This is a genomic window from Micromonospora marina, assembly GCF_900091565.1.
GTDB classification, from domain to species: Bacteria; Actinomycetota; Actinomycetes; order Mycobacteriales; family Micromonosporaceae; genus Micromonospora; species Micromonospora marina.
In genome coordinates this window covers 11,629-35,391 of the sequence record NZ_FMCV01000007.1, presented here as the reverse complement: position 1 = coordinate 35,391, position 23,763 = coordinate 11,629, and the positions used below count along the sequence as shown (strand labels likewise).

Annotated in this window: 18 protein-coding genes and 2 pseudogenes; 12 read left to right on the top strand and 8 right to left on the bottom strand. The window is 72.0% G+C overall.

Annotated features, from left to right (window positions below):
• Positions 1–102 precede the first annotated feature (102 nt).
• Positions 103–1,167, bottom strand: coding sequence for a zf-HC2 domain-containing protein (locus GA0070215_RS11085; protein ID WP_091044912.1), 1,065 nt, complete (start codon positions 1,165–1,167; stop codon positions 103–105).
• A gap of 27 nt (positions 1,168–1,194) precedes the next feature.
• Positions 1,195–1,761: a sigma-70 family RNA polymerase sigma factor gene (locus GA0070215_RS11080; protein ID WP_026267988.1), complete on the bottom strand. Its 567-nt coding sequence runs from the start codon at positions 1,759–1,761 to the stop codon at positions 1,195–1,197.
• A gap of 406 nt (positions 1,762–2,167) precedes the next feature.
• On the opposite strand from GA0070215_RS11080, the gene GA0070215_RS11075 reads away from it, so the two are divergent.
• Complete coding sequence (locus GA0070215_RS11075; protein WP_091044901.1) at positions 2,168–3,760, top strand: ricin-type beta-trefoil lectin domain protein; 1,593 nt, start codon at positions 2,168–2,170, stop codon at positions 3,758–3,760.
• A gap of 67 nt (positions 3,761–3,827) precedes the next feature.
• On the opposite strand, the gene GA0070215_RS11070 is transcribed toward GA0070215_RS11075, so the two are convergent.
• Positions 3,828–5,315, bottom strand: coding sequence for a S8 family serine peptidase (locus tag GA0070215_RS11070; RefSeq protein ID WP_091044899.1), 1,488 nt, complete (start codon positions 5,313–5,315; stop codon positions 3,828–3,830).
• 140 nt (positions 5,316–5,455) lie between these two features.
• Here GA0070215_RS11070 and GA0070215_RS11065 point away from each other — a divergent pair, with 140 nt between their 5' ends.
• Entirely contained in the window at positions 5,456–7,552 is a 2,097-nt protein-coding gene (locus GA0070215_RS11065) for a hypothetical protein (RefSeq protein WP_244166968.1), read from the top strand.
• Here GA0070215_RS11065 and GA0070215_RS11060 read toward each other — a convergent pair.
• Positions 7,513–9,114, bottom strand: coding sequence for a hypothetical protein (locus tag GA0070215_RS11060; protein ID WP_141708182.1), 1,602 nt, complete (start codon positions 9,112–9,114; stop codon positions 7,513–7,515). The two genes, GA0070215_RS11065 and GA0070215_RS11060, sit on opposite strands and share 40 nt — an antisense overlap.
• 379 nt (positions 9,115–9,493) lie before the next feature.
• Here GA0070215_RS11060 and GA0070215_RS11055 point away from each other — a divergent pair.
• Together GA0070215_RS11055 and GA0070215_RS27980 are read left to right on the top strand one after the other, a co-directional pair.
• Positions 9,494–10,058, top strand: a pseudogene (locus tag GA0070215_RS11055) (transposase); the annotation flags it as partial.
• Between the two features lie 175 nt (positions 10,059–10,233).
• A complete protein-coding gene (locus GA0070215_RS27980; RefSeq protein ID WP_141708181.1) occupies positions 10,234–10,437 on the top strand; it encodes a hypothetical protein in 204 nt (67 codons plus the stop codon).
• A gap of 27 nt (positions 10,438–10,464) precedes the next feature.
• Here the strand turns inward: GA0070215_RS27980 and GA0070215_RS11045 are convergent.
• Positions 10,465–11,664, bottom strand: a pseudogene (locus tag GA0070215_RS11045) (ATP-binding protein); the annotation flags it as partial.
• On the opposite strand from GA0070215_RS11045, the gene GA0070215_RS11040 reads away from it, so the two are divergent.
• From GA0070215_RS11040 to GA0070215_RS11025, 4 genes are all read left to right on the top strand, one after another.
• Positions 11,606–12,817 carry an RHS repeat domain-containing protein gene (locus tag GA0070215_RS11040; RefSeq protein WP_091044881.1) on the top strand — a complete coding sequence of 404 codons (1,212 nt, stop codon included), beginning with the start codon at positions 11,606–11,608 and terminating at the stop codon, positions 12,815–12,817. The pseudogene GA0070215_RS11045 and the gene GA0070215_RS11040 sit on opposite strands and share 59 nt — an antisense overlap.
• On the top strand, positions 12,814–14,508 hold the full coding sequence (locus GA0070215_RS11035; protein WP_091044880.1) for an RHS repeat-associated core domain-containing protein: 1,695 nt from the start codon (positions 12,814–12,816) through the stop codon (positions 14,506–14,508). Before GA0070215_RS11040 ends, GA0070215_RS11035 begins: the two co-directional genes overlap by 4 nt.
• 1 nt (position 14,509) lies before the next feature.
• Entirely contained in the window at positions 14,510–14,908 is a 399-nt protein-coding gene (locus GA0070215_RS11030; protein WP_018789269.1) for an Imm7 family immunity protein, read from the top strand.
• A gap of 633 nt (positions 14,909–15,541) precedes the next feature.
• Positions 15,542–16,732, top strand: a complete 1,191-nt coding sequence (locus GA0070215_RS11025; protein ID WP_091044879.1) for an IS110 family RNA-guided transposase — start codon at positions 15,542–15,544, stop codon at positions 16,730–16,732.
• Between the two features lie 254 nt (positions 16,733–16,986).
• Here the strand turns inward: GA0070215_RS11025 and GA0070215_RS11020 are convergent, their stop codons facing one another.
• The 3 genes from GA0070215_RS11020 to GA0070215_RS11010 all read right to left on the bottom strand — a co-directional run bounded on the left by GA0070215_RS11020 (position 16,987) and on the right by GA0070215_RS11010 (position 20,646).
• A complete protein-coding gene (locus tag GA0070215_RS11020; protein WP_047891456.1) occupies positions 16,987–17,634 on the bottom strand; it encodes a nucleotidyl transferase AbiEii/AbiGii toxin family protein in 648 nt (215 codons plus the stop codon).
• Between the two features lie 2 nt (positions 17,635–17,636).
• Positions 17,637–18,203, bottom strand: coding sequence for a hypothetical protein (locus tag GA0070215_RS11015; RefSeq protein ID WP_091044878.1), 567 nt, complete (start codon positions 18,201–18,203; stop codon positions 17,637–17,639).
• A gap of 94 nt (positions 18,204–18,297) precedes the next feature.
• Positions 18,298–20,646 (bottom strand): DEAD/DEAH box helicase, encoded by a 2,349-nt coding sequence (locus tag GA0070215_RS11010; protein WP_091044873.1) that lies wholly within the window; start codon positions 20,644–20,646, stop codon positions 18,298–18,300.
• Positions 20,647–20,707: 61 nt separating this feature from the next.
• Between GA0070215_RS11010 and GA0070215_RS11005 the strand changes: the two genes are divergently transcribed.
• The 4 genes from GA0070215_RS11005 to GA0070215_RS10990 all read left to right on the top strand — a co-directional run bounded on the left by GA0070215_RS11005 (position 20,708) and on the right by GA0070215_RS10990 (position 23,727).
• Positions 20,708–21,019 (top strand): hypothetical protein, encoded by a 312-nt coding sequence (locus tag GA0070215_RS11005; RefSeq protein ID WP_244166956.1) that lies wholly within the window; start codon positions 20,708–20,710, stop codon positions 21,017–21,019.
• 6 nt (positions 21,020–21,025) lie between these two features.
• Complete coding sequence (locus GA0070215_RS11000) at positions 21,026–22,174, top strand: hypothetical protein (RefSeq protein WP_091044857.1); 1,149 nt, start codon at positions 21,026–21,028, stop codon at positions 22,172–22,174.
• 129 nt (positions 22,175–22,303) lie between these two features.
• The gene (locus GA0070215_RS10995) at positions 22,304–22,885 is read left to right on the top strand and encodes an RNA polymerase sigma factor (RefSeq protein ID WP_091044856.1); all 582 of its coding nucleotides are present in this window, start codon (positions 22,304–22,306) and stop codon (positions 22,883–22,885) included.
• On the top strand, positions 22,882–23,727 hold the full coding sequence (locus tag GA0070215_RS10990; protein ID WP_091044855.1) for a hypothetical protein: 846 nt from the start codon (positions 22,882–22,884) through the stop codon (positions 23,725–23,727). The genes GA0070215_RS10995 and GA0070215_RS10990 overlap by 4 nt, the downstream gene beginning before the upstream one ends.
• Positions 23,728–23,763: the final 36 nt, after the last annotated feature.

The window sequence follows — 23,763 nt, the reverse complement described above, 5'->3', positions numbered from 1 at the left end:
GGACGCGCCGCGTCCCCCGACGAGTGCGGCTGGCGCACGACCACACGACGATCCGGGAGGGTCTCCGGTTCAACGGGAAGTGAGGCGGATCGGCGAGCGCGGTCAGCGCGAGATCGGCGCGGTGACGATGGAGGTGCCGTCGGTCAGGCCCACGCCGACGAAGGAGAGCTGATCGAGCGGTGGCGACAACTCGCCGGTGACCTCCTGCGGCCCGTTCGAGGCGGTCCAGTCCCGCACGGGATGGGTGACCCCGTCGCGGGTCACCGCGAAGAGCCGGTGGCGCAGCCCCGGTCGCAGCCCGGTGGCGGTGATCCGGATGGTGGAGCCACGCCCCTCGTGGGTGGTGATCGACACGGACAGGCTCGCGCCCTGGCCGGGCGCCTCTCCGGTCGCGGTCAGCACCACGTCGTCGCGTCCACCGCCCCCGACCGTGGCCACGATCCCGCCGGTGAGCACGGTCAACGCCAGCGCCGCCGCCCCGCCCCACAGCAGCAGCCGGCGACGGGCGGACAGCGCCCGTGGCCGACGTCCCCCGGGCCGGTCACCGGGTGCCCTCCCCGGGCCAGTCGGGCCCGCACCACCCGGCGCTCCGCCCGGGCGGTTGCCCCGCCGCCCCGCCGGCCCTCGACCGGTTCCGGCACCCGGGGCCGGTCCCGCATCGTCGGTACGCGGACGACCGGTCCCGGTGCCGGGGGTCGTCGTACCCGCGACGTCGGTACGGGACCCGCCCTCGTGCCCAGCCGCCGACGCGAGGTCCGGCGCGTCGGCCCAGGGCTCAGCCGCGGGCACGTCCTCCGCTCCCGACGGGGAACGCGGCGGCGGAACGGAGGCCGGCGGCGGAACGGACGGTGGGGGCAGGACGGATGCCGGGGGCAGGACGGACGGTGGGGGGAGGGCGAACCCGTTCCAGTCCGCCGCGCTGAGGCCGCCGAGCCCGCTGGTCACACCGCCCAGGTCGCTGGCGGCGGAGAGACACTCGTCGCAGCCGGCGAGGTGCGCCTCGAAGGCGACGCGGTCGGTCTCGTCGAGCGCGCCGAGCAGATAGAGCGCCAGGGACTCGTGCTCGGACGTCGGATTCTCACCGCCGGTACGCATCACGCCCCCTTCCCGACCCGACAGAGGGTGCGCCAGAGCGATGATCCGGGCCACCGCCTCGGTGCCGGGCATCGGACGAGGATTCGCCGGGAGGTGACATCAGGCCGACTCGATCGGGCCGATCGCCGCGTGCAGCGCCCGCACCGCGTAGTACGTCCGCGACTTTACCGTACCCTCGGGTATGCCGAGCCGCTGCGCGGCCTCCGCGACCGAGGCGCCCTTGTAGTACATCTCGATGAGGACGTCGCGGTGCTCCGGCTTGATCTGCCGCAGCGCCAGGCGGACGGTGTGGGCGCTGACCACCCGGTCCATCTCGTCCTCGGCCGTGGTGAGCCGGTTGAGGTCGGGCAGGGCGACCTCGACCGGCCGGGCCTGCCGGGCTCGGCCGGCGTCGACGGCCACGTGCCGGGCGACGGTGTAGAGCCAGGGCGCGATCCGGCGCGGCTCCGCGGCCAGCGTCCCCAGGTTTCGCCAGGCCCGCAGGAAGGTCTCCTGGACCAGGTCCTCGGCCAGTTCCTGCCGGCCGAGGACGAGGCGGGTGACGAAGCGCAGCAGCGGTTCACGGTACTGCTCGTGGATCCACCGCATGAGACTCTCGGGCGAGCCCTGCGCGACGGCGTCGCCCGGCGTCCCGGGCTGCACCGCCTCGTTGGGCACTGCCGACACAGAACGCCTCCCCCTGACGCGTGGGGCGTGCCCGCCCGGCCGGCCCGGCGCGTGGGCGCCGAGCCCCTCTGAGCGAGAAGGATAGCCGTACCGATCGGACGGTGCTCCCGGCCGGCGGAGGGCGACCAGGGTCCCGGCGCTCATCGGGCGCGGTCCATGGCCGCCCTGCCCACGACGACGCGGGTCGGCCCCGCAACTGCCGGGTGGTGGCGAGTCGACATCGAACACTCCGATCGGTGGTCGGCCGCCGAGGGCCGGTCCTCCCGGCGGCGTCCACATTGACGGGTCGGTACGCCGGTCGGTTCAATGACGGCCGGACTGGAATCGGATCCGATTCCAGTCGGGTGAACCGAGGACGTCGCGCATCCGTCACTCCTCGCGACGCCATCACCGGAAGGGAAGCCCCGTGACACCCGATCTTCCTGGCATCCGATCCCGGCTCGCCCGGATCCCGCGTCGTGTCGTCGCCGCCATCGCGGCCGGCCTCTCGGTGCTGTGCATGGTGGCCGCCTCCGTGAGCTGGGGCATCGCCACCGCTCGCGACGACAGGCTGACCGGTCGTAGCGTCTCCGCCGCGCATCTGACCGCGATCCGGGCCGCCGCCCGGTCCTGCCCCACGCTGAACCCGGCCCGGCTGGCCGGGCAGCTGATGGCCGAGTCCGGCCTGGACGGTCGCGTGAAGGAAACCACGTCGGGCGGTCGCGGCTTCGCCGGGCTCAACGACGACCGGTGGAAGTCCTGGGCGCCGTGGCCCGGCGCCGACCGGACCGACACCGCCGCGAACATCCTCGCGCTGGCGCACCAGATGTGCGACCTCAGCGGGCAACTGCGGCTCGCCGGCGTCCCCGGCGACCGGTGGCGGCTGTCGCTGGCCGCGTTCCACACGGGGCTCGACCAGGTACGCGAGGCCAAGGGCGTGCCGTCCGCCGCGGTCGCGTACGTCGACGACGTGAGTCGCTACGCGGCGTACTACGGCGAGCTGGCCGCGTTCGGCGGCTCCGGCACCGCCCGCCCGGACCCGGAGCGCCAGCAGCCCAGGGCGGTGCCCGCGGGCTACGTACGCCTCGTGGTGCGGGCCGGCTCGGTGTGCCCGGAGGTGCCGCCCGCGGCGGTGGCGGCCCAGCTCATGGCGCTGTCCGGCTTCGACGCCAACCTGCTCGGCGACGACGGCCGACGGGGGATCGCCCAGTTCCTGCCCGAGGTGTGGCGGGCACACGGCCCGGCCGGCGCCTCACCGTGGGACCCGCAGGTGGCCGTGCCGGCCGTCGGCGCCGCGGTCTGCGCGTTGCGGCGGGACCTCGCCGGCCTCGACGGCGACCCCGGCCTGCTCGCGCTGGCCGCCTACCGTAACGGCCCCACCGCGGTCCGCCAGACCGGCGGCGAGCTCGACGACGCGACACAGGCGTTCCTGCGGCAGGTGCAGGAGTTCACCGACTTCTACGCGCTCGACAGCCGGCTGCGGGTCGCCCCGGCCAGCCCGTCCCCGTCGGCGCCCTCGTCGCCGTCGCCGTCCCCCTCGCTGTCGCCGACGGCCGCATCCCCCGCGCCCCGACCCAGCGTGTCGCCCTCGACCAGCCCACCGGCCGTGCCGCCGAAGCCGGCCCCACCGAAGCGCCCGAGCGGCGCGAAGCAACTCGTCGGCATGGAGACCGGGCTCTGTGCCAGCGGCGGCAGCGGGGACGGCATTCCCGTCGTTCTGCGCCCGTGCCGGGAGGAACGCCCGCAGTGGTGGACGTTCGGGTCCGACAGCACCGTCCGGGTCAACGGACTCTGCCTGGACGTGGCGTGGGGCGAGAAGCGTGACGGTGCGCCGGTACAGACCGCCCTCTGCAGCGGCAACCCCGCGCAGAAGTGGGAGTGGATCGAACGCGACGGCCGGCGGTCGCTCTTCAACCGGGAGACCGACCGCTGCCTGGATGTGGACGGTCACGGCACGGGCGCCCCGCTGAACGCCTGGACCTGCGTGTTCAACCCGAAGCAGACCTGGTCGCTGCGCTAGCCGCACACGTGGGAAGGGGCCCTGGCCGACAGGCTTCTGTCGACCAGGGCCCCTTCTGCGTCGCGGGTCAGGCGGCGTAGCGGCGGCGCATCCGAACGGCCAGGAAGCCGCCCGCGCCGAACACCAGCGCCAGACCCAGGAGTACGGCGATCAGCGTGCCCGCCCCGCCGCGGTTCGCCTCGGCGGCGGCCGGGTCCCGGCCCTCCACCGACGGCGCCACCGAGGCAGCCGGGTTGATCATGCCCGAGCCGTACCGGGGATCGCCCTCGGCCACCTGCCCGCCGACCGGGTCGGCGGTGCTGCGGATGCGTTCCTCGACCTGGGCGGCGGTGAGGTCGGGCTGGGCGGCCCGGATCAGCGCGGCCTCGCCGGCCACGAACGCCACCGCGAACTCGGTGCCGGTGTTGCCGACCACCTTCCCCCCGCCCACGCCGAGCGTCGCCACCTCGATGCCGGGCGCGACCACCTCGACCGCCCCGTCGAGATACTTCTCGGCGAGCTGGCCCCCGGCGCCGACGCCGCCGGTGAGCACCAGCGCCCCGCGGCGGGAACCGCCGCTTGGCGACGGAAGCGTGGTGGGCTTGACCGGGGCGCCCGCCACCACCACCACGTCGTGCTCCAGCACGGTGGCCAACGACGCCGCCACCGCCGGGTCGGCCAGGTCGACCCGGGAGCCGAGCGCGACCACCGAGGCGCCGGTGCTGACCGCCACCTCGAGGGCCGTCGCGGCGTCGGCCGGCCGGGCGTCGCCCGAGGATCGGACCATCCGCACCGGCACGACGGTCGCGTCCGGCGCGAGCCCCACCGGGTTGCCCTCGACGCTGTCGTCGGCGGCGATGATGCCGGCCATCGCCGTACCGGATCCCAGGCAGTCCTCGTCGCCACGTCCATTGCCGACGGTGACGTCGGCGCCCACCGCGACCCGGCCGCTGAGCTGCTGGAGACCGGCGTCGACCCCGCTGTCGACGACCGCGACCTTGATCCCGTTGCCGCGGGTCAGGGTCCACGCGCTGTCGGCCGCCATCCGCAGTTGCGCCCATTCCGACCGGCTGCTCGACGCGGTCGTTGCGGTGCAGCGCGCGGCCGGGCGGCCGTCGGCCGGTGAGCGGGACGCCGTCGGGCTCGCGCTCGGCGACGGGCTGCCGTCCGGCCGTGCGCTCGGTGAGCGGGTCGGGGCCGGGCCGGCGGACGGCTTGCGGGCGGCGGGCAACTGTCCGTACTCGACTCCCGGGCCGACGGCGTCCCACGGCAGCACCAGGTACCACCCGGCCCGCAGCGTGACCGGGTCGGTCAGCCGGGCCCCGTCCGGCTGGACCCGGCCGGTGTTGAGCTGGTAGATCTCCGCGGACCGCTCGCCGCTGCCGAGGAAGCGCCGGGCGATCTCGGTGAGGTTCTCCGGCTGGCCCTGGTGGCGCGCCGTCACCACGTAGTACTTCACGTACGGCTCGGTGTCGGGCGCGGGCCCGGCGGTCGAGGGACGGGGCACGACCAGGATCGCGCAGCCAACCATCACCACCACGAGCAGCCGAGCAAGGATGGAGTGCTTCGTCAGCACCGGGGCTCCCTTCCGTCACCGCGGCCCAGACCGACCGGCCGTCACCGTCTATTGCGGATCAGCGCCGACTTCGTTCAAATCAATCTGAACCAGATTTCCATGGCGTCCGTCATGGAGACCGCCGAGGGTACCGGCCCTCGATGTCGAGCAGCTCCGGCCGGCGCTGGGGCGTCGGTGGGACGAAGGCGGGGACGGCGGTGACAGAGCTGGCGCAGGCCGTGGGCGGCCGGGGGATCGACCGGGTGCCGCGCACCGGCCGCTTCGACCCGCGCCGGCACCGGCGGGTGCCCGGCCTGCTGGATCTCTGGCTGGTGTGCGGCCCCCGGGGGCGGCCGGCGCTGCCCACCGAGCCGGACCGCCCGCTGGACGCCCCCGCCGTGGCGGATCTGGTGCGGCGCACCGGCGACGCCGCGGACGACGTGCGGATCCTCGCCGACGACGGCGCCCGCCACGCCGACCTGTTCACCGAGGTGGCCGGGCTACTGGGGCACGACGTGCTGGTCAGCCCGGACGGCGCGGACATCCGGCAGGTGCTGGCCGGCCGCGCCCCCGACGCGGACGACGGCCCGCTGCACGCGCTGCCGCTGGACCGGGTCACCCGCCAGCCGATGGACTGGCTGGTGCTGCAACCACCCGACCTGGCCACGCCGCTGCCCGGCTGGTTCGCCATGGAGGACGGCCTGGTCCGGCCCCGGACCGGGGTGGTCAACCTGCCGCTGGCGACCGGTGTGGCGTTGGCGACCCGGGCGGACTTCGTGGCCCGCCGGGCCACCGCCCACCGGCTCGGCGCCTCCGTGCCCGAGCTGGTCACGGTCTCCGTCACGGCCCGCTTCGGCGGCTTCCTGATCGGCGACTACAGCGGCACCCAGCAGGTACGCGACGCCGGGCACCTGGCGGCGCTTCTCGGCGAGCTGCCGCTCTACGGCGCCGACCTGCGACTGTGGCTCACCTGGCCGTCCGAGCCGGACGAGCAGGTGAAGCTCGTCGCCCAGGCCGCCGACCTGGCCGAGATCACCGGCGCCACGGTGTGGACCCCGCCGCCGGGAGGCCGGGCGGAACTCGTCGGCGACCGTCGCGACCTGCGCGCGCTGGACGCGGCGGGCGGCGTGGCCGCGTGGCAGGCCCACCGACCGAGGTACGCCGACGGCCCGTCGGCGGTCGACGCGACAGCAGACGGCATGCTGGTGCCCCGCTCGTCGCGGCAGCGGATCGTGGTGGTCGCCGACGCACAGGCCACCGCCGCGCCTGCCGGCTCGACACCGGACGCGACAGGGCCGGGCGGCACCGTTTCGGCCGGCACCGCTTCGGCCGGCACGGGGGCGGACGGACGCGGGGCGGGCCGGCCGGCACCCGGGGCCCGTCCCACGCTGGCTGCCGAGTCCCGCCGCGCGGGCCGGTACGGGCCGCCCTGGCTGCACCCCGGCCAGCAGGTCAACGTCGCCACGTTCGAGGCGTTCGTGCCGGTCACCGGCGACCTGGAGCGGGCCGCGACGGAAGGCGTACCGACTGCCGAGCTGTGCCTGGTCGCGCACCTCGACCCACGGTCCGCGCCGCGCCGCACCGACCTCCTGCGCGTCCGGATCGCCCCGGGCGGCGCGATCCCCGTGCAGGTGTTGCGCTCGCACGTTCCGGCGCGCCTGCAGTATTTGCTCGGCGCCCCGGACACCTACCTGCTGCCGGCCGGTCGGCTGGACCGGGTGCAGGTGCGGGAAGCCTTCCGGGCCACCGACGAGGACGGGCTCCGACGGGTCGACGGGCTCGACGGCGGGGCGCTGCGCATCAGGTCCGCGCCCGCGAGCGCGTCGAGCACCGGGCTGCCGCACGACGTCACCCGGTGGCCGGCGCACGGCACCCGGCGGGCGTACGCGCTGCTGCCGGCGCGCTCCCGCGGCCTGGCGCCGGGCTGGCTGCCGCTGTCCCGCCGGCGACCGGCGCCCCGGGCCGGCCGGCTGCTCGTGGAGGTCCGGGTGCCGCGCGGCCGTACGGTCGACGTCGGGGCCACCGCCGACGCCCTCGCCGCCCTGCCGCTGGCCCGAGGTCGCGCGGAGCGCCTGCGGCAGGCGGGGGTCGACCTGATCCTCACCAGCCGCTCCTACGAGCGGGTCCAGGTGGACCGGGTCCACCGGGCGCGCGACGGGGTGTGGGAGACGGTGCCCGGGGCGGCGGCGGGGCCGCTGCCCGTGGTGCTGCGCGGCCTTCAGTCCCCGCCGGTCGACTCCCCGTCCACGTCGAGCTGAAGCGACCAGCGACCGGCCGGGACCGGGCCGAGCACCACCGGCACGCACCGCCCCCCGGTGGCGGCGGCGAGACCACGCGCCCCAGCCGGCGACGGGCCCTCGACGAACACCACGGACGGCTCCGGCAGCATCTCGCCCGGCCCCGGTGGCTCGGGCAGGCCGGGCAGCCGACGGCAGCCGGCCGGCACCCCGCCGCCGAGCGCCTCCCCCACGGCCGCCACACCGACCCCGGCGGCGGACAGCCCTCCGGCCAGGGTCGCAGCCGCGCGGCGGCAGACCGCCACCGGACCGACGAGCGTGAACACGTCCGGCACCCGAGCAAGATCCACATGCAGCCGCCACGGCCCGCTGCGCCCCAGCACCAGCGGCAGCACCGTCGGCGGTGCCGTCTCTCCCGGCCCCAACCAGGTGTACGGCGCGCCGCGCCCGGCCGCCACGCCGATCAGCCGGACCCGTGCAAGGCCGACGTCGGTGTTCAGCTCGGCTGTGAGGTACGGCGCCTCGTCCCCGGCCGGCAGCGACGGGCGCGGCACGTCCGGCGTGACCTCCCCGCCCACCGGCCCGACGGGCCGGGACGTCGGCGCGGACCCAAGGTCCGACGTGGACCCGGAGGGCCGGGCGGACGTGGCGGTCTGGGTTGACGCGGCGGTCAACGCGGGCCCGGAAGCCTGAGCGGGCTTCGAGGTCTGCGTGGACTTCGAGGCAAGGGCGGATCCCGAGCCCCGGACGGACGCGACGACCGCCGTGGGCTTTGCGCCCGGCGCGGACGTCGAAGCCGGCGCGGACGCGGGCGGCGGTGCGGGCCGGGTGGCCGGCGGTCCGGCGGCGTCCTTCGTGGGAGGCCCGGCTTTCGCGTTCTCACCAGGGGCGGGCGTGTGGTGGCGTTCCGGCGGCCACGGCCCGTCGTCGCCCGCCACCGCCACCGCCAGCCCGCGACCGGAGCGGCCCGGACGCAGCAGCACGATCGCCACCACCGCGAGCAGCACCGACAGCACGCCCGCGCCGACCCGGATCACCAGCGGGTCGATCCCGCCGCCGCGCGTCGTCCGTCCCTGTAGCGGGGGTGCGGCGACCTCCGTGGTGGCCGGGGGCCGGGCCGCTTCCCCGGTGGTGGCGGGTGACCGCGCGGGGGTGGACGGCGGCATCCGGGTCGGCACGGCCGCGGCACGGGTCGGTGCGGACTGCGTGAGGGCCGGGGAACGGGTCACCGGCGGGGTGGTACGGGCCCGGACCCGGGGCAGCGGGCCGATGCGTACACCTTGGCCCTTGGCGTCCCGGGGTAGGACGAGCACCCAGCCCGGGTTCAGCTTCAACCCGTCGGTGAACGTCTCGCCGTCCGGCTGGACCCGCCCGGTGTTCAGCTCGACGATCTCCCGGTAACGGTTGCCGTTGCCGAGCGTGCGAAGCGCGATGGCGTACAGGTATTCCCGCTGCCCGCCCACCGGCGGACCGACCATGTAGTACCGGCCGGTCTCCGCCGGTGCGGCGTGCGCCGGAGCGCCGGTCACCAGCCAGATCCCGACCAGCACCAGCATCGCCTGTACGGCTCGCCGCATCCGCACGCGTCGCCCTCCCTGTCCTCTGCCATCGTCATCCTGCCGTCCGGCTCACTACGGACCGGGTCGCCCGCGGTTCAATGGTGATCGTGGTCGGATCGCGGCACAGGCCGGCGAGTCGCCGTCACGGGGCGGTGGAGAGGGTGCTGGCCAGCACGACCCCTCCGCAGCGGAGCGGCAGGACGACGGCCATGCCCCGCAAGGATACGGAGCTGGTACCGATCGCGAGGCGGCAGACTGTGCCGAGCCGGACTCCGCCGGGTGCACCACTTTCACCCCTCGCGCCCGCAGCTCCTCGACCGCCGGCAAGGTCGGGTCGCTCGGGGCAACTCCGGAGGGGCGCCAGATTTTCGCCTTGAACGCAACGGCCGCCAAGTTCGTCGAACTCACCGCCGCGCGGACGCAGACCGTCACCGTCGCGGGAGAGGCCACCGCGGCTACGATCGTGGCAGACGGCCACCGACCTGGAAGCGGTCAACGACCGCATCACCGCCATCGAGGAAATCATCACCGTAGTTGTCGCCGAGCACGAACTTGGGGAGGTCGTCACGAGTCGCCCTGGTGTCGCACCACTCTCGCCGCCGAGTTCCTCGCCCACGCCGGCACCCTCGCCAGCTACGCGAGCCTCGCCGCACTCGCCGCGCACGCCGGCCTCGCACCGATCTCCCGCGACTCCGGCCGCCGCCAAGGCCACCAGGTTCGGCCCCACCGCTACCACCGCGGCCTACGCCGGGTGTTCAGCATGTCCAGCTTCACCGCGCTGACCCACTGCCCACGATCCCGCGCCTACTACGACAAGAAAACGAGCCGAAGGCAAGACCCACTGCCAAGCCACCGCCGCCCTGTCCAGACAACGCCTCAACGTCCTCTGGGCCTGCATCCGCGACAAGGCCCCTACCAGCTCAAACCCACCAAGATCAGCAGAGCTGGCGCCATGCGAACTCGCGTAGAGACCCGGACTACGTCGACCGGCTGTGGAACCTCGTCGACTGGGCCGACGTCGCCGCGCGCTTCGGCGCCGCCCGCGCCGCCGCGCCGAAGCTCTGACCGGCGTGACCGGTTCGGTCCCGGTCGCCGCCGACCTTGGGCGACGCGCCGCCGGGGTCATCGCCGCCCGCCACCGCGGTGACCTCGCCGGCGGAGGCGCTGCTGGAGTCGTTCAGCACCGACCAGGCCCGCACGCTCGGCTTACACCTGCTGGCCGACCTCAACCTGGGCCTGGTCCGCGCGCAGGCCGGCCAGTCCCTGGACGACCTGGTCCGGAACTCAGCCTGCTCGTGGCCGCCACCCCGCCGCCCTCGCCCGGCTGAGGCATGCCCACTCTCATGACGGCTGAGGAGCGGCCTGCGAGCGAGGTCAGTCTGCTGTCGAGGCGGAAGCCTGCCACAGGGCGCTGACCGGCATGGCGCGGAGTCTGTCGCCGAACGGCAGCGTGGCGGTCCCGGTATAGAGGACGATGCCGACGATGAAGTCGTCGCCGAGGCGGTCGGCCAGTCGGCGTAGGCCGCGGAAGTCGTCGGGTCCGACGGTGCTGGCGGCTTTGACCTCGATCCCGACCACCTGGCCAGCTCGGTTCTCGAGCACCGCGTCGACTTCGTACCTGCTCTGGTCACGGTAGTGAGAAAGGTCGACGAACTCCTCGGACCAGGTGAGCTGCCGGGAAAGCTCGGACAGGACGAATGACTCGAGCAGCGGGCCGAACGGTGCACCCGGCCGGAGCAGTGCCCGGGCGTCGGTCGCGATTTCGTTGGCAGCGATGCCCGAGTCGACGAAGATCAGCTTCGACGCGGCGGTGGCACGGGTGCCCAGGTTGCGGGACCAGCCGGGGATTCGCTTGATCAGGAAGATCTCCTCCAGGGCCTGGAGGTAGCGGGCGATCGTCGGCCGGCTCAGTCCGAGGGCGGATTCGAGGGAGTTGGCGGCGATGATGGTCGCGGATCTGGCCGCGAGGAGCCGTACCAGTTTGCGTAGCTCGCCCTTGTGCTGGATGTCGGACAGTTGACGGACGTCGCGGTCGATGAGCGCTTGGACGTAGGCGTCGAGGAATCGTTGGCGGCGGCGTGGATCGGTGCGGGTGGTGGCCTCGGGTAGCCCGCCGCGCAGGATCCTGGCTGCGTAGTCGGCACGGGTCACGTCCGACTCGTGTCGCAGGTCCGGGCCGAGCGTGAAGACAGCGTCGATGAATCCGTCCAGAGTTCCGTCGAGTTCGCCTTGGGAGAATGGCCAGAGCTCGACCGTTTCCATCCGGCCGGGCAGCGCGTCCGGCGCAGCCACCATGCCGAACAGCCGAGACGATCCGGTGAGCAGGTACCGGCCAGGACGGGAATCCTCGTCGACGGCGGCCTTGATGGCCAACAGGAGCTCCGGAGCGCGCTGGATCTCGTCGATGACCAAGAGCTCGGAGGAGTCCACGAACCCGACTGGATCGGCGATCGCCGCCGCCCGGTCCTGAGCCCGATCAAGATCGCGGCGCTCGGCCAGACGATCGCCGGCGACGATGCGGGCCAGCGTGCTCTTGCCTGTCTGGCGTGCTCCGCTGATCAGCGCACGTGTCGTGTGGTACGGCTACGACAAGGCCGGCAACCAGACGTCGGTCACCGAACCGAGTGGTGCGGTCACCTCCTGGCAGTACGACGACGCCGGGCGGCCCGATGCGACCATCGACGCGCTCACCAAGACCACCACCTACGACCACGACCCGGACGGCCTGCGCACCCACGAGGTGAACCCGCTTGGCCACACCACCACCTGGAAGTACGACAACGACGGTCGCCTTGATTCGATGACCGATCCGCGTGGCAACATCGCCGGGGCCACGGCTGCCGACTTCACCACCTCCTTCCAGTACGACGCGGCCGGCAACCGTACTAAGATCATCGACCCGTTGGGTCGTTCCACGGTGACCGAGTACGACGCGAGCAACCGGCCCACCAAGGTCTTCGACGCGAACAACCGTCCCACCGCCTACGAGTACGACAACCTCGGTCGAGTCCAGAAGGTGACCGCGCCGAACCGTCCGGCCACCTCGTTCGGCTACGACCTGGCCGGCAACCTGGAGACGGTGACCACGCCGCTAGGCAAGATTTACGACTACGACTACGACAAGTCCGGCCGGGTCACCGCCGTCAAGACCCCCACCGGCCGGGTCACCGGGTACACCTACACCTGGGACGGGTTGGTCGACACGATGACCCTCCCCGCTGGCTCCATAACGTACGCGTACGACCGGGCGGGTCGCACGACGAAGGTGGACTACAGCGACACCACCCCGGACCTCAGCTACACGTACGACGGTGCCGGGCAGATCAAGACGGCGAGCAACGGCAGCAGCACCGCGACCTACGGCTACGACACCGCCGGGCGGGTGAACAGCATCGTCCGCAGTGGCAAGACCTTCGGGTACGGCTGGAACAAGAACGGCCAGTTGGAGCGGCGTACCCTGCCGGACGGACGGGTGCAGAGCTACACGTGGCGTGACGACCACCGGATGAGTGGCACGAAGCTCACCAGCGGCACCACGAGTTGGCAGGTCAGCTACGGCTACGACGTGGCGGGTAACCGGACGAGCGTCACCCGTCAGGGTGGCCCGGCCAGCGCCTACACCTATGACCGGGCCGGCTCGCTGACCCGGGTGGCGCACACGTCTGGCAGTACGACGCTGGTCAGTCAGGACGTCGCCGAAATCTGGCCGGCGCACCGGACACGGTGACCACCACCCGGGGCGGGAGCACGTCCCGGGCGATCTACTCCTACGACGACGTCGGCCAGGTCACCCGGGTGTGCCGGCCGGCCGCAGGGACGACCTGCGCCGCGACCGATCCGCAGACCAGCTACGGGTACGACCACAACGGCAACCGCATGAGCAAGGTCACGACGCAGTCCGGTAGCACCAGCACCACCAGCTACGCCTACGACGACGATGACCGGCCGACCGGCCGGACCGTCAACGGGGCAACCACGACCCTGACGTACAACGCCAACGGCGCGCTGGCGACCGAGGCCGGGCCAGCCGGCACCACGACCTATGGATACGGGCTCGACGCCAACCTACGCCGTGTCCAACCGCCGACCGGGCCCGCCGTCGGTTACGACTACGACGAGGACGGCAACCGGATCGGCCGAACCGTCAACGCCTCCACCGACGCCACCTGGACGGTCGACACCCTCGGTTTGCCCACCCGGGTGGAGGAGAAGAACGGCTCGGGCACGCTGACCCACAAGTGGTGGGAAGAGCCACAGGGGCAACTGGGCAGCGCCTTCGCTGACACCGTCGCGGCCACTCCGGCCTGGCTGCTGGACGACTACCAGGGCTCGGTGACGGACCTGGCCACCGCCACCGCCTTGACCGGTAGCGCCACCATCGACCCGTTCGGTGAGGTGGTGACCAGCAGCGGCACGTACGCCAACAACCCGCTGCGGTTCCACGGACAGTATCTCGACCAGAAGAACGGGCTCTACGACGTCCGAGCCCGCGACTACGACGCGGGCAGTGGCCGGTTCACCACTCCGGACCCGGTGCCGCAGGCGCTGGGGACCTCGTTCACCCAGACCTACCACTACGGGTACAACCAGCCGACGGTACTTACCGATCCGACGGGGCAGTGCGCGATCGTCTGTACAGCGATCATCGGTGGCATCGTCGGTGGGGCCGTGGGTGGCGTGGACTGCTGGATCAGCGGCGACGACCGCAACACCTGCATCAAGAAGGTGGTCGTCGGCGCGGCGGCCGGTGCCCTCACCGGTGCCACGATGGGCGTGGCCGGAGGCGCGGGCACCGGCCTGTACGGCGGACTGGCCGCCGGTTCCCAGTCGGGCGTGCGCCAGGTCGCCACCTCCGCGGTCGTCGGCGGCTCGGGCAGCGCGCTCTACGGCTCCGGGGTGGCGGCCTGGACGGGCCAGCCGTACAGCTACGGCGACGCCGGGCACGACTTCCTCTGGGGAGCGGCGTTCGGCGGCGTGGGCGGATACCCGGGTAGTCGAGCGGGCGGGCTGCTCAACGGTGCCCAATGCCCTGGAATACCGAGTGGCGGCTTCCCGAAGCGCGCCTACGTCGGGCGGACGCCGACCGAGCTGATTGACGTCAACGTGAATGATCCCGCGGCGATCGCGCTCGCGGCCCGAATTGGCGGGCGTCCGTCGGTGAAGTTCGACCCTCGTGGCCGGGAGTTCGACGCGGTGAGCCACCGCTACGTGGCGCAGTCCAAGCCGGCGAACTACAAAATGGGTTCGGACTTCCGAAATCAGGCCAAGGCGACGTTCGAGAAGGCCATCGAGACCGGACGAGTGCCATACTTCCACTTCGAGGGGCCACCCGCGGGTGGAGTAATCAGGAAGCTGCACGAATACGGTGTCCGATACGGCATCGAGCCCGTCATCGACACCAGACCGCTCGGAGGGTGACGTGTACGAGTTCCACGGATGGTTCCGCCTCGCACAGACCACCGAGGAGTCAGACACCGGCCAACTCAACGCCATCATCGATGAGCTGAACGTGATGATAGCCGGGTTGGACTTCCCGACGAATGTCTCGGCGGAGGTGACGGTACTCAACGGGGAGTACCACCTGCTTCTGCACGGAGTGGCGAACCGACGTCGGGACGAGGCGGCGGGGATGCGCCAGGTGCTCGAGTTCGTGGCACGACGGCTACCGGGCTCCTATGGCCTCCTCTACGAAAAGGACGAGGAGATGCCTGTTCCTCCCGGACCGAACGCGTTCCTGGTCCACGTCATGGCCCGGGGTGGCATCACCGAACGCCTCGACCCGTTCCTGTCACCGCTGCATCCCGTCGTGGAGGACTGACTCCTAGGATCTGTCCGTCAGGTGCCAGATCCATGGGCGCATCAAACCATCATCAAGGGCTTGACCTACTACCAGTCGGTCAAGCCCTTGATGATGTGCGCCGTGCGGCCGGCGCCGTCGCGGCGGCAGAGCCGGTCCGGGCAGCCGCCGGTTCGGCTACTCGCTCGCCAGGATCGCTGCGCGTCGGGGACGGCACCGCCGTCCGCCCACGAGATCGATACCCCACGTTCTCGCACATCTTGTCCGAGGTGCCGGCCGGCCACGGCGGCAGGCTCGGGGCTGGCGTGTCCGCGGGGTCGGGAATGGGAATGGCTGAAGTGTGTTCCGCCGCGCCTGTGGCTGAACCTCGAGGTGCCACCCACTCCTGCCTCGTAGACGCGCTGCGTTGAACGGGCGCGGCCCTGGTGGCCGTAGATCCCGGGGCCCGGGAGCAGTGGGTATGGCTGCGTGTGTTTCGTCGAGATCGCTTGGCTGACGGTAGGAGATGCCATCCGCCGCTTCGTCGTCTGCGAGATTCGGTAGACCGCTGATGGAGATCCGCGACCTGCGTTCGCATCGTTAGAAGATGCCGGCAAGTCCGAACCCCAGACGAGGCGTATTCGAGCAAACCGACCGACGAAGGAGAGCGTTACAGTGGCGAAGTTGTGGATCGGCGTGGACATCGGCAAGACCCACCACCACGTCGCCGCCGTCGATGGCGACGGCCGGCTCGTCTACTCCCGCCGCGTCGCCAACGACGAGACCGCCCTCCTGGCGGTCATGGCGGAGGTGTCGACGCACGGCCGGCCGGTGTGCTGGGCGATCGACGTCACCACCGGCCTGTCCGCCCTGCTGTTGACCCTGCTGTGGCGGCGGCAGGTCCAGGTCCGCTACGTCTCCGGCACCGTCGCGTTCCACATGGCCGCCGCGTTCGCCGGAGAGAACAAGACCGACGCCCGCGACGCGGTCGTCATCGCCCAGACCATCCGCATGCGCCCCGACATCCCGATCCTGGATCCCTCCGACCGGCTCCTCGCCGAACTCACCGTGCTCACCGGCTACCGCGCCGACCTCGTCGGGCAGCGCGTCGCCACCCTGTTCCGGTTGCAGGAACTCCTCACCGGGATCAGTCCCGCCCTGGAGCGGGCGGTGGACCTGAACCGGAAGGCGCCGATGATGGTCCTCGCGTGCTGGCAGACCCCGGCCGCGATCCGGCACGCCGGCGTCGACCGGATCACCGCCCTGCTCCGCCGCGGCCACGTCAAGAACGCCGTCCAGGTCGCTGAGGCGATGGTCGCCGCCGCCCGCCAGCAGACCGTCACCCTGCCCGGACAACGCGCCGCCGCCGTCGTGGTCGGGCAAATTGCCACCGAGATCCTCGCCATCGAACAACGCATCGCCGCCGTGGACGACCTCATCGCCGAGCAGCTCGACCAGCATCCCCTGGCGCCGATCATCGGGAGTCTGCCGGGCATGGGCCCCCTGCTCACCGCCGAGCTGCTGGTGCACACCGCCGGCATGACCGAGTACGACAGCCCCGCGAAACTCGCCGCCCACGCCGGCCTGGCACCCGTCTCCCGCGACTCCGGAACGGTCTCCGGCAACCATCGGCAGCCTCGTCGCTTTCACCGTCGGCTACGGCACATTCTGTGGATGGCCGCCTTCACCGCCGCCAGGGAATGCCCCACATCGCGCGCCTACTACGAGAAGAAACGCGCCGAAGGAAAGAACCACCGCCAAGCCATACTCGCACTCGCCCGACGACGCGTCGACGTTCTCTGGGCGCTTATCCGGGACCGCAAGACCTTTATCCGACCGGCGCCAGCGATCCACGCCGCAGCCTGAACCAGCACGCTCCCGGCCGACGCAACCCCATCGCGCCGGCCGATCCACCCTGCCCACCAAGATCAACCGGAGTCACATGGAGACTCCTAAGACGACGGTCTGCCGGTGTCCACAGGCCGACGACCTGCTTTCTCCTGCTGTCCCTCGTGGCGTGCCGGTCGCTTCGCGGGCTCGCTGCGATCGCTTGCCGAAGACCAGCTGGACGTTCTGGGCCCTGCGTGTGCAGGCTTACGCTGCCGGGAGTCGGGACCGAGTCACCCTTCCTCGCCGTCGAGCAGGTCGCGGCGCCACTCCGCGAATCGGCTACGGAGATCGTCCAGCGCTGGGCCGGTGATGCCGTACTGGGTGAAGTCGTCGGAGTCGAGCTGGGCGGCTTGTCCGAGGGCGTCGGCGAAGATGCGCGGGTCGAAGCCGCGGTCGGCGCGCTGCGCGAGGGTGAGGAGGGCTTCGCGGGTGTAGCGGCCTGACCGCAGGGTGGCGTCGATGTCGATGAAGTCCCGGGCGAACGCTCGCCCGTAGAGGGCGCTCATCTTGTTCGCTACCGCGTCGTCAGGGTGGAGGACGGGTCCGATCGCCATGAGGATTGGTTCGTTGGCGCGCCAGTCCACGCCGAGTTCGACCTTGGAAACCCGGGTGCCGTCGGTGACGGCCAGCCGGGCGAACGTGTCGTATTGCCGCTCGGTCTCGACGGTGAGGCCGTCGTTCCGGTAGGCGTGCACGACGGCGGTGACCGCGGCGGTGAACTCGTCGCGGCGGTCCCAAGCGGTGAACAGGTCGACGTCCTCACTGGGCCGCTCCAGCAGCCCGGCCGCCTGCACCGCGTAACCGCCGGCCAGTGCGAAGCCGTATCGATTGGCAGCCGCGAGCCCGGTACGGGCGAGGCGTTCGTGGAACGGGTCCACCGCTATGCCGCGTTGCTGCGGGTCGCGGCGAGTTCGGGGAAGGCGTCCTCCCAGCGCTGGCGAAGCTGGGGCGGCAGCCAGAGGGTGGGCCAGAGCTGCCGGAGGAGGTCGGCGTCGAGCCAGGTGTTCAGATCCTCGACGGTACTGGCTTCGGTGAGGACCACCTTGTACATGCTGGCCAGGCGTGCGGGCCGGTTGAGGTCGTACTCGGCGTGCCCGGACCAGTCGAGATGACGCGGAAGCGTCACCGTGCCCGCGGTCGGGCCATGCAGATCGGCGAGAGTCGCGGCCACCACGTAGGGCTTCCGGTCGCCGTAGGGCCGGTAGTCCGCCGGCGGCTGGGGTGACGTCCTGCGTCGGCTGAGATTGGTCGCCCGCCGGACTTCCGGTCGTAGCGCCTGGCGGATCGTCTCCCGGCTGTACCCGGTGACCCGTTGCAGATCCACCGGCCGCCAGCCGGCGGCGTGGAACGCCCGCAGCTGCTCGTCCCGCTCGGTCAGCGCGGCGGCCCGCGTCGCCTCATACCGGGAGACGACCGCCTGCAGCTCATCCTCGGAGAACCGGCCCATGGCCCGTAAGCCTACCAGGCTAGGCCCAGCGCGCTTGGCTTACGTCGTAGCTCTGTAGCCGGCGGACCAGTCATGATGATCGCGATTGATGCGCTCATGTTCTGGTGAAGCCGAGGGCCCGGTATCCGGGCATGCGGCGTGGGAGTGAGGCGGCGAGGATTGGTGTGGCCGGGTCGTGGTAGTCGTGGACCTCGGCGAGGTCCTTGCCGGGCGCGGCGCGGATAACGCGGCCGGCGCATTGGACGAGTAGGCCGTCGTAGGAGATCGGGCCGGCGAGGAAGAGGGTGTCGAGGGCGGGGGCGTCGAAGCCTTCACCGATGAACGGTGTGGTGCCGACGACAAGGAGGCCGTCGCCGGCCTTGGCGCCGTCGAGCCGGTCAACGATGGCCCGCCGTTCGCGGGTGCTCATCGCGCCTTGGAGCACAAGCGCCTGATGTCCGCGTGCGGCGAGTAGGGCGGTGAGTGCCTCGACCTGGGCGACCCGGCGGGTCAGCACGAGACAGTTGCGACCGCGGGTCAGGGCCGCGGCGACATCGTCGGCGATCTGGGTGTTGCGGGGCTCGTCGAGGGCCAGCCTTCGGTGCACCTCGGCGAGCGCGCCGGGCGCGTCCAGGTCGACGTCGCCGGGTTGGAATGTGGTCTCATGGATGAACAGCGCTCGACGGGGTCCGGCGTCGGTGTGCATCGCGGCCGCGAGGGTGCCTTGTTCCTCGTCGGTCAGGGTGTGGCGGACGGGTCCGAGTTGCCAGGTGACGAGTTGGCCGAGGCCGTCGCGTCGGGTGGGGGTGGCGGTGAGGCCGAGCCAGAACTGCGCAGCGACTCGTTTGACCGAGTGCTCGTAGGCTGCGGCGCCGAGGTGGTGGCATTCGTCGACGATGACGTGCCCGTACCCCTGGGTCAGGGTGGCGACGTCGTCGCGCCGGGCGAGGGAGGGCAGCAGCGCGATGTCCACGGTGCCGGTGAGCTTGCGTCGGCCGCCACCGAGTTGACCGGGCTTGATGCTGAGGAACTGCTCGACGCGGGTGCGCCACTGGTCGGCTAGGGCTTTGCGGTCGACGAGAACCAGGGTGGAGGTGCTGCGTTCGGCGATCACGGCGCAGGCCATGACGGTCTTGCCGGAGCCGGGTGGAGCGACCAGGATCCCGTCGTCGTGGGCGAGCAGAGCGCCGACCGCGTTGGCTTGCCTGCTGGTGAGTTCGGCGGTGAACGCGGCGTCGATCTCGGTCCCGGAGTTTCGTACGTCCGTGACGGCCAGCCGTGACCCGGCGCGCTCGACGATCGTGGCGATGGTGTGCCGCAGGCCCCTGGGGAGGACCAGGCGGTCATCGAGGGTGAGGTCGTAGCCCTGGATGAAGCGTGGGGTGTCCCAGGTGGGCTTACGTAGCCGCTGCAGCTCGTAGAACTTCGGGTTGGTCATGGCGGCGGCGTGCTTGAACGTCGCCAGCGCGGCGGGCGTGAGCTGCCTGGCGTCGATGCTCAGCCCGGCACCGGCCTCCGCGTGGACCACCGCAGGGAGCGGAGGGTGGACCTGGGTCGCGGTGGACCGGCTCATCGTCGCGACGTCCGCGCCGGTGAGGGCGTGCTTGGCCTGCCGGGCGACGTGTTCGGCGTCGCCAGGGCTGAGCCGATCCAGCGTCGACAGGAACGCCCACTGGTCGGCGTACGGCTCGAGGGTGCCGAGGTCGAGGAAGGTGGTCAGTCCGTCCTTGCGGCGGCGACCCTGAAGCGGCGCGGCGATGAGGTTGCCGAAGCCACCCTCGGGCAGCACGTCCTGGTTGGGGAACAGCCGGTCGTACGAGCGGAGGTCCATCGACCCGCGCAGCACCATCGCCTCACGGAGAAGGACGGTGCCGAGGGACCGCGCGGTGGCCGCGGGAACAGCGCCGGTGAAGAAGACCCACACGTGGGCGCCGCGGCCCGACTGGGAGATCTCCAACGCGGCGGGCACCGCGCTGGCCCGTGCCGCCTTCACGTACGCGAGGGCGTCGAGCATCGCCGTCGGCCCGTCGAAATCGGCCACGACGAAGTGGCAGGTGTTGCCGGGCATCAGCGGGTACAGGCCCATGAACACGTCGCCGACCAGATGCGCCGCGACGACCTCCGCCGTGCGGGGCAGGTAGGTGGCACCCCGCCGGTCCATACCCTTACGCCAACCGCCCGCGACAGCGGGCATCCACCCGGCAGCGCCGGTACGGGCGTTGTCCCACCGCACGGCGTACACGTCGGCCCGGGCCCGGAACCGGTCGGCGAACAACGCCAACTTGTCCCGAGTCGGCGAAGCCATCGTGACCAGGCCCGGCGGCTCAACCGGCGCGGACAACTGCTCCGGCGCCGCAGACGTGTCCTGGCCGCGCAGCTCCAGCAGACGTCCCAGCCGGGCGTTCTCCGCCCGTAACCGCTCCACCTCCCGCCGAAGATCGACGAACTCGGCCACCGAACCCATGCCGACCATCCTCGCGCATCGGAGTCCGAACACCCCGGCACCGGTCCGCTATCCTCCGCCGATGGCATCGAAGGGAACCGCCGCGCTGGAGGCGATGATCGAGGAAGCCACCGTCGACACGGACGGTCACGAGGGCGAGCGCGCCGGCCTGTTCGCCATGATCGAGGAGCATCTGGCGGTGCCGTTCACCACCACCGTCCTCGGCGTCGAGGTCACCGTTGGCAAGATCGAGCTGGCAGCGGGCAGCATCGTCGCGGTCTGCGCCCGAGGCCGCCACCGGCAACGGGTCGGCCTTCTCGACCTTCCGCTACCCACCCCCGCGCCGGACGGTGCCGCGTGGATCGACGCCTACCGCCACTGGGCCAGCGGGTAGGCCGCGATGAGCGAGTACCAGTACTACGAGTTCACCGCCGTCGACCGGCCCCTCACCGGCCGGGAGCGGGCCGAGCTGCGGTCGCTGTCCGCCCGGGCCGACATCACCGCCACCAGCTTCGTGAACACCTACGAGTGGGGCGACTTCAAGGGCGACCCGCGCACGCTGATGGAACGGTACTTCGACGCGCACCTGTACCTCGCGAACTGGGGCACCCGCCAGCTCATGCTCCGGCTACCGAAACACGTGCTCGACCCCGCCACCGCGGCCCGGTACTGCCAGGGCGACAGCGCGTCCACGTGGACCGCTGGCGAGCACGTCGTCATCGACCTGCACGACGAGGACGAGGACGGCACCGACGAGTGGGACCTCGACGGCCACGGCCTGCTTGCCTCGATCATCCCGGTCCGGGCCGGCCTCGCCACAGGCGACCTGCGCCTGCTCTACCTGGCCTGGCTGCGCTGCGTACAGTCCGAGGACATCGCCGACGACGAGCCCGAACCGCCCGTCCCCGCCGGACTGGGCACCCTCGACGCGCCCCTCACCGCCGTCGCCGAGTTCCTGCGCATCGACCCCGACCTGATCGTGGCCGCGGCGGCCGGGTCGGCGCCGGCCACCTCCGGCGAACCGACCGCCGCGCAACTACGCACCTGGGTCTTCGGTCTACGCGCCCCGGACAAGGACGCCATCCTGACCGACCTGATCACCGGCGGCGACAGCCACCTGCGCAGCCGACTGCTGCGTCGCTACCGCGACGCGCATCCCACCGACGCGTCCACCGCGACGGCCACCCGGACTGCCGGGCAACTGCTCGCCACCGCCGCCGAGTTGCGCGCCGTGCGGGAACGACGGGACGCCGAGCAGCGCGAACGGGACCAGGTTCGCCGGGAGCGGTCCGCCGCAGCCCGGCAACGGCACCTCGACACCCTCGCGGTCGACCAACCCGCCGCCTGGCAGCAGGTCGATGAACTCATCGCCACGAAAAAACCCCGCGAGTACGACACCGCCGTTCAACTCCTTGTCGACCTGCACGACCTCGGCGAACGCGACGGAGACAGCGCATCGTTCCGAGACCGGCTGGCCGAGCTACGGGCGGTGCACGCCCGCAAGCCCAGCCTGCTCGAACGCCTCAACCTCGCAGGCCTCGACACCTGACGCTTGGTTCGCCGCCCAGTGAGCTGGCCACCATCGCCTACACGCGCTGCGGCTCTCGCGCCGGCGCCACGGCCTCAGACGTCGACCGTCGGCCTGCAACAGGGTCGGCGTGGGCGGCCATAGTGTGGTGTGAGGCATCAAGCATGGCCGTCGGACGAGGAACTGTGGTCCTCGATCGCCGCCGGTGACGAGTCGGCGTTCGGTCGGCTCTTTGACCGATACTCCCGGCCGGTCTACAACCACGCGTTCCGGCTGACCGGGTCGTGGTCGACGGCTGAGGACGTCACTCAGGCGACGTTCCTCGTCGCGTGGCGCCGCCGGCACGACGCCCGACTCGTGGACGGATCGGCGCTGCCGTGGCTGCTGGTCGTCGCCACGAACGCGGTCCGCTCCGAGTGGCGGTCGGGGCGCCGATGGCTTGCGCTGCTACGGCGTCTACCGGCGGAGCGGTACGCCGACGGTGACCTCGCGGACGAGGTTTCCGCGCGGCTGGACGACGAGCGGCGGATGGCTGAGGTCCTCTCGGTGGTTCGCGGGTTGCCGCCGGCCGAGCGGGAAGCGGTGGCGTTGTGCCTGTGGTCCGGCGTGTCGTACCCGGACGCAGCGGCCGTGTTGGGCATCAGCGAGGTGGCGGTGCGGTCGAGAGTGAGCCGTGCGCGCAGCCGCCTGGCCCGTCTGATGCCAGAGGAGATCCAGGAGGGGAAGCGGTGAAGGACGTTCTCGACCTGCCCGCGGAGCGGGACCTGCCGCCGGAGGCGGCGCTTGCGATGCGGGCCCGGATTCTCGGCTCCGTGAGCCCGCCTCCGCCGCGTATTCCACGACTGCGGATCGCCATTGCTGCGGCGGTGCTGCTGGCCGTGGCGTCCGGTGCCGCGGCGGTGGTGTGGGACCGGCCGGAGCGCTCGACCATGCAGGTGCTGGCCATGGGACCCGGGGAGCTGTCGCCGACGCTGCAGGAAGCGGCCGAGCGGTGCCTGCAGTGGAATTCCCCGCAACGACAGACCCGGCAGAATCCGGGTGAGCGACCCGTCCCGGTGTCCCTGGCCGACCTGGCGGTGGCTACCGAGCGAGGTGACCGTGCGCTGGTGTTGTTCATGAACGACGTCGGCTATGCCACCTGCGACGTGGAGTGGGCGGGAACAGCTAGGGAGTCCGGCGGGGGCGCCACTGAGCCGTGGCCGCACGGTGACCTGCTGCCGGGGCCGGTGCAGCGGCTGCTGCTGACCTCCACCGAGTCCGACGGCGGGGACGTCAGCGTCAGCGGCCGGGTCAGCAGCCGCGTCCACCGGCTAGTACTCGACCACGGCGACGGCCACACCACCACTGCACGACTTTCCAAAGGCACGTTCGGCCTCATGACCAGCGACGCAAGACTCAAAGCGAGCAACGACCCTCAACTGGTCAGCTACGACTCCGGAGGGACCGAGATCGACAGGCGCCCGCTGTTCCGGGCCGAGGACCAACTTGAGCACTGCTACACGGGCCCGGACGGGAAGCGGATCTACGGCAAACCGACCAGCGACTGCCGTCCTGCCGAGAAGTGGGGGCGATAGCCACGATCGGAGGCTGACCGCTGACCGGGGACGTGG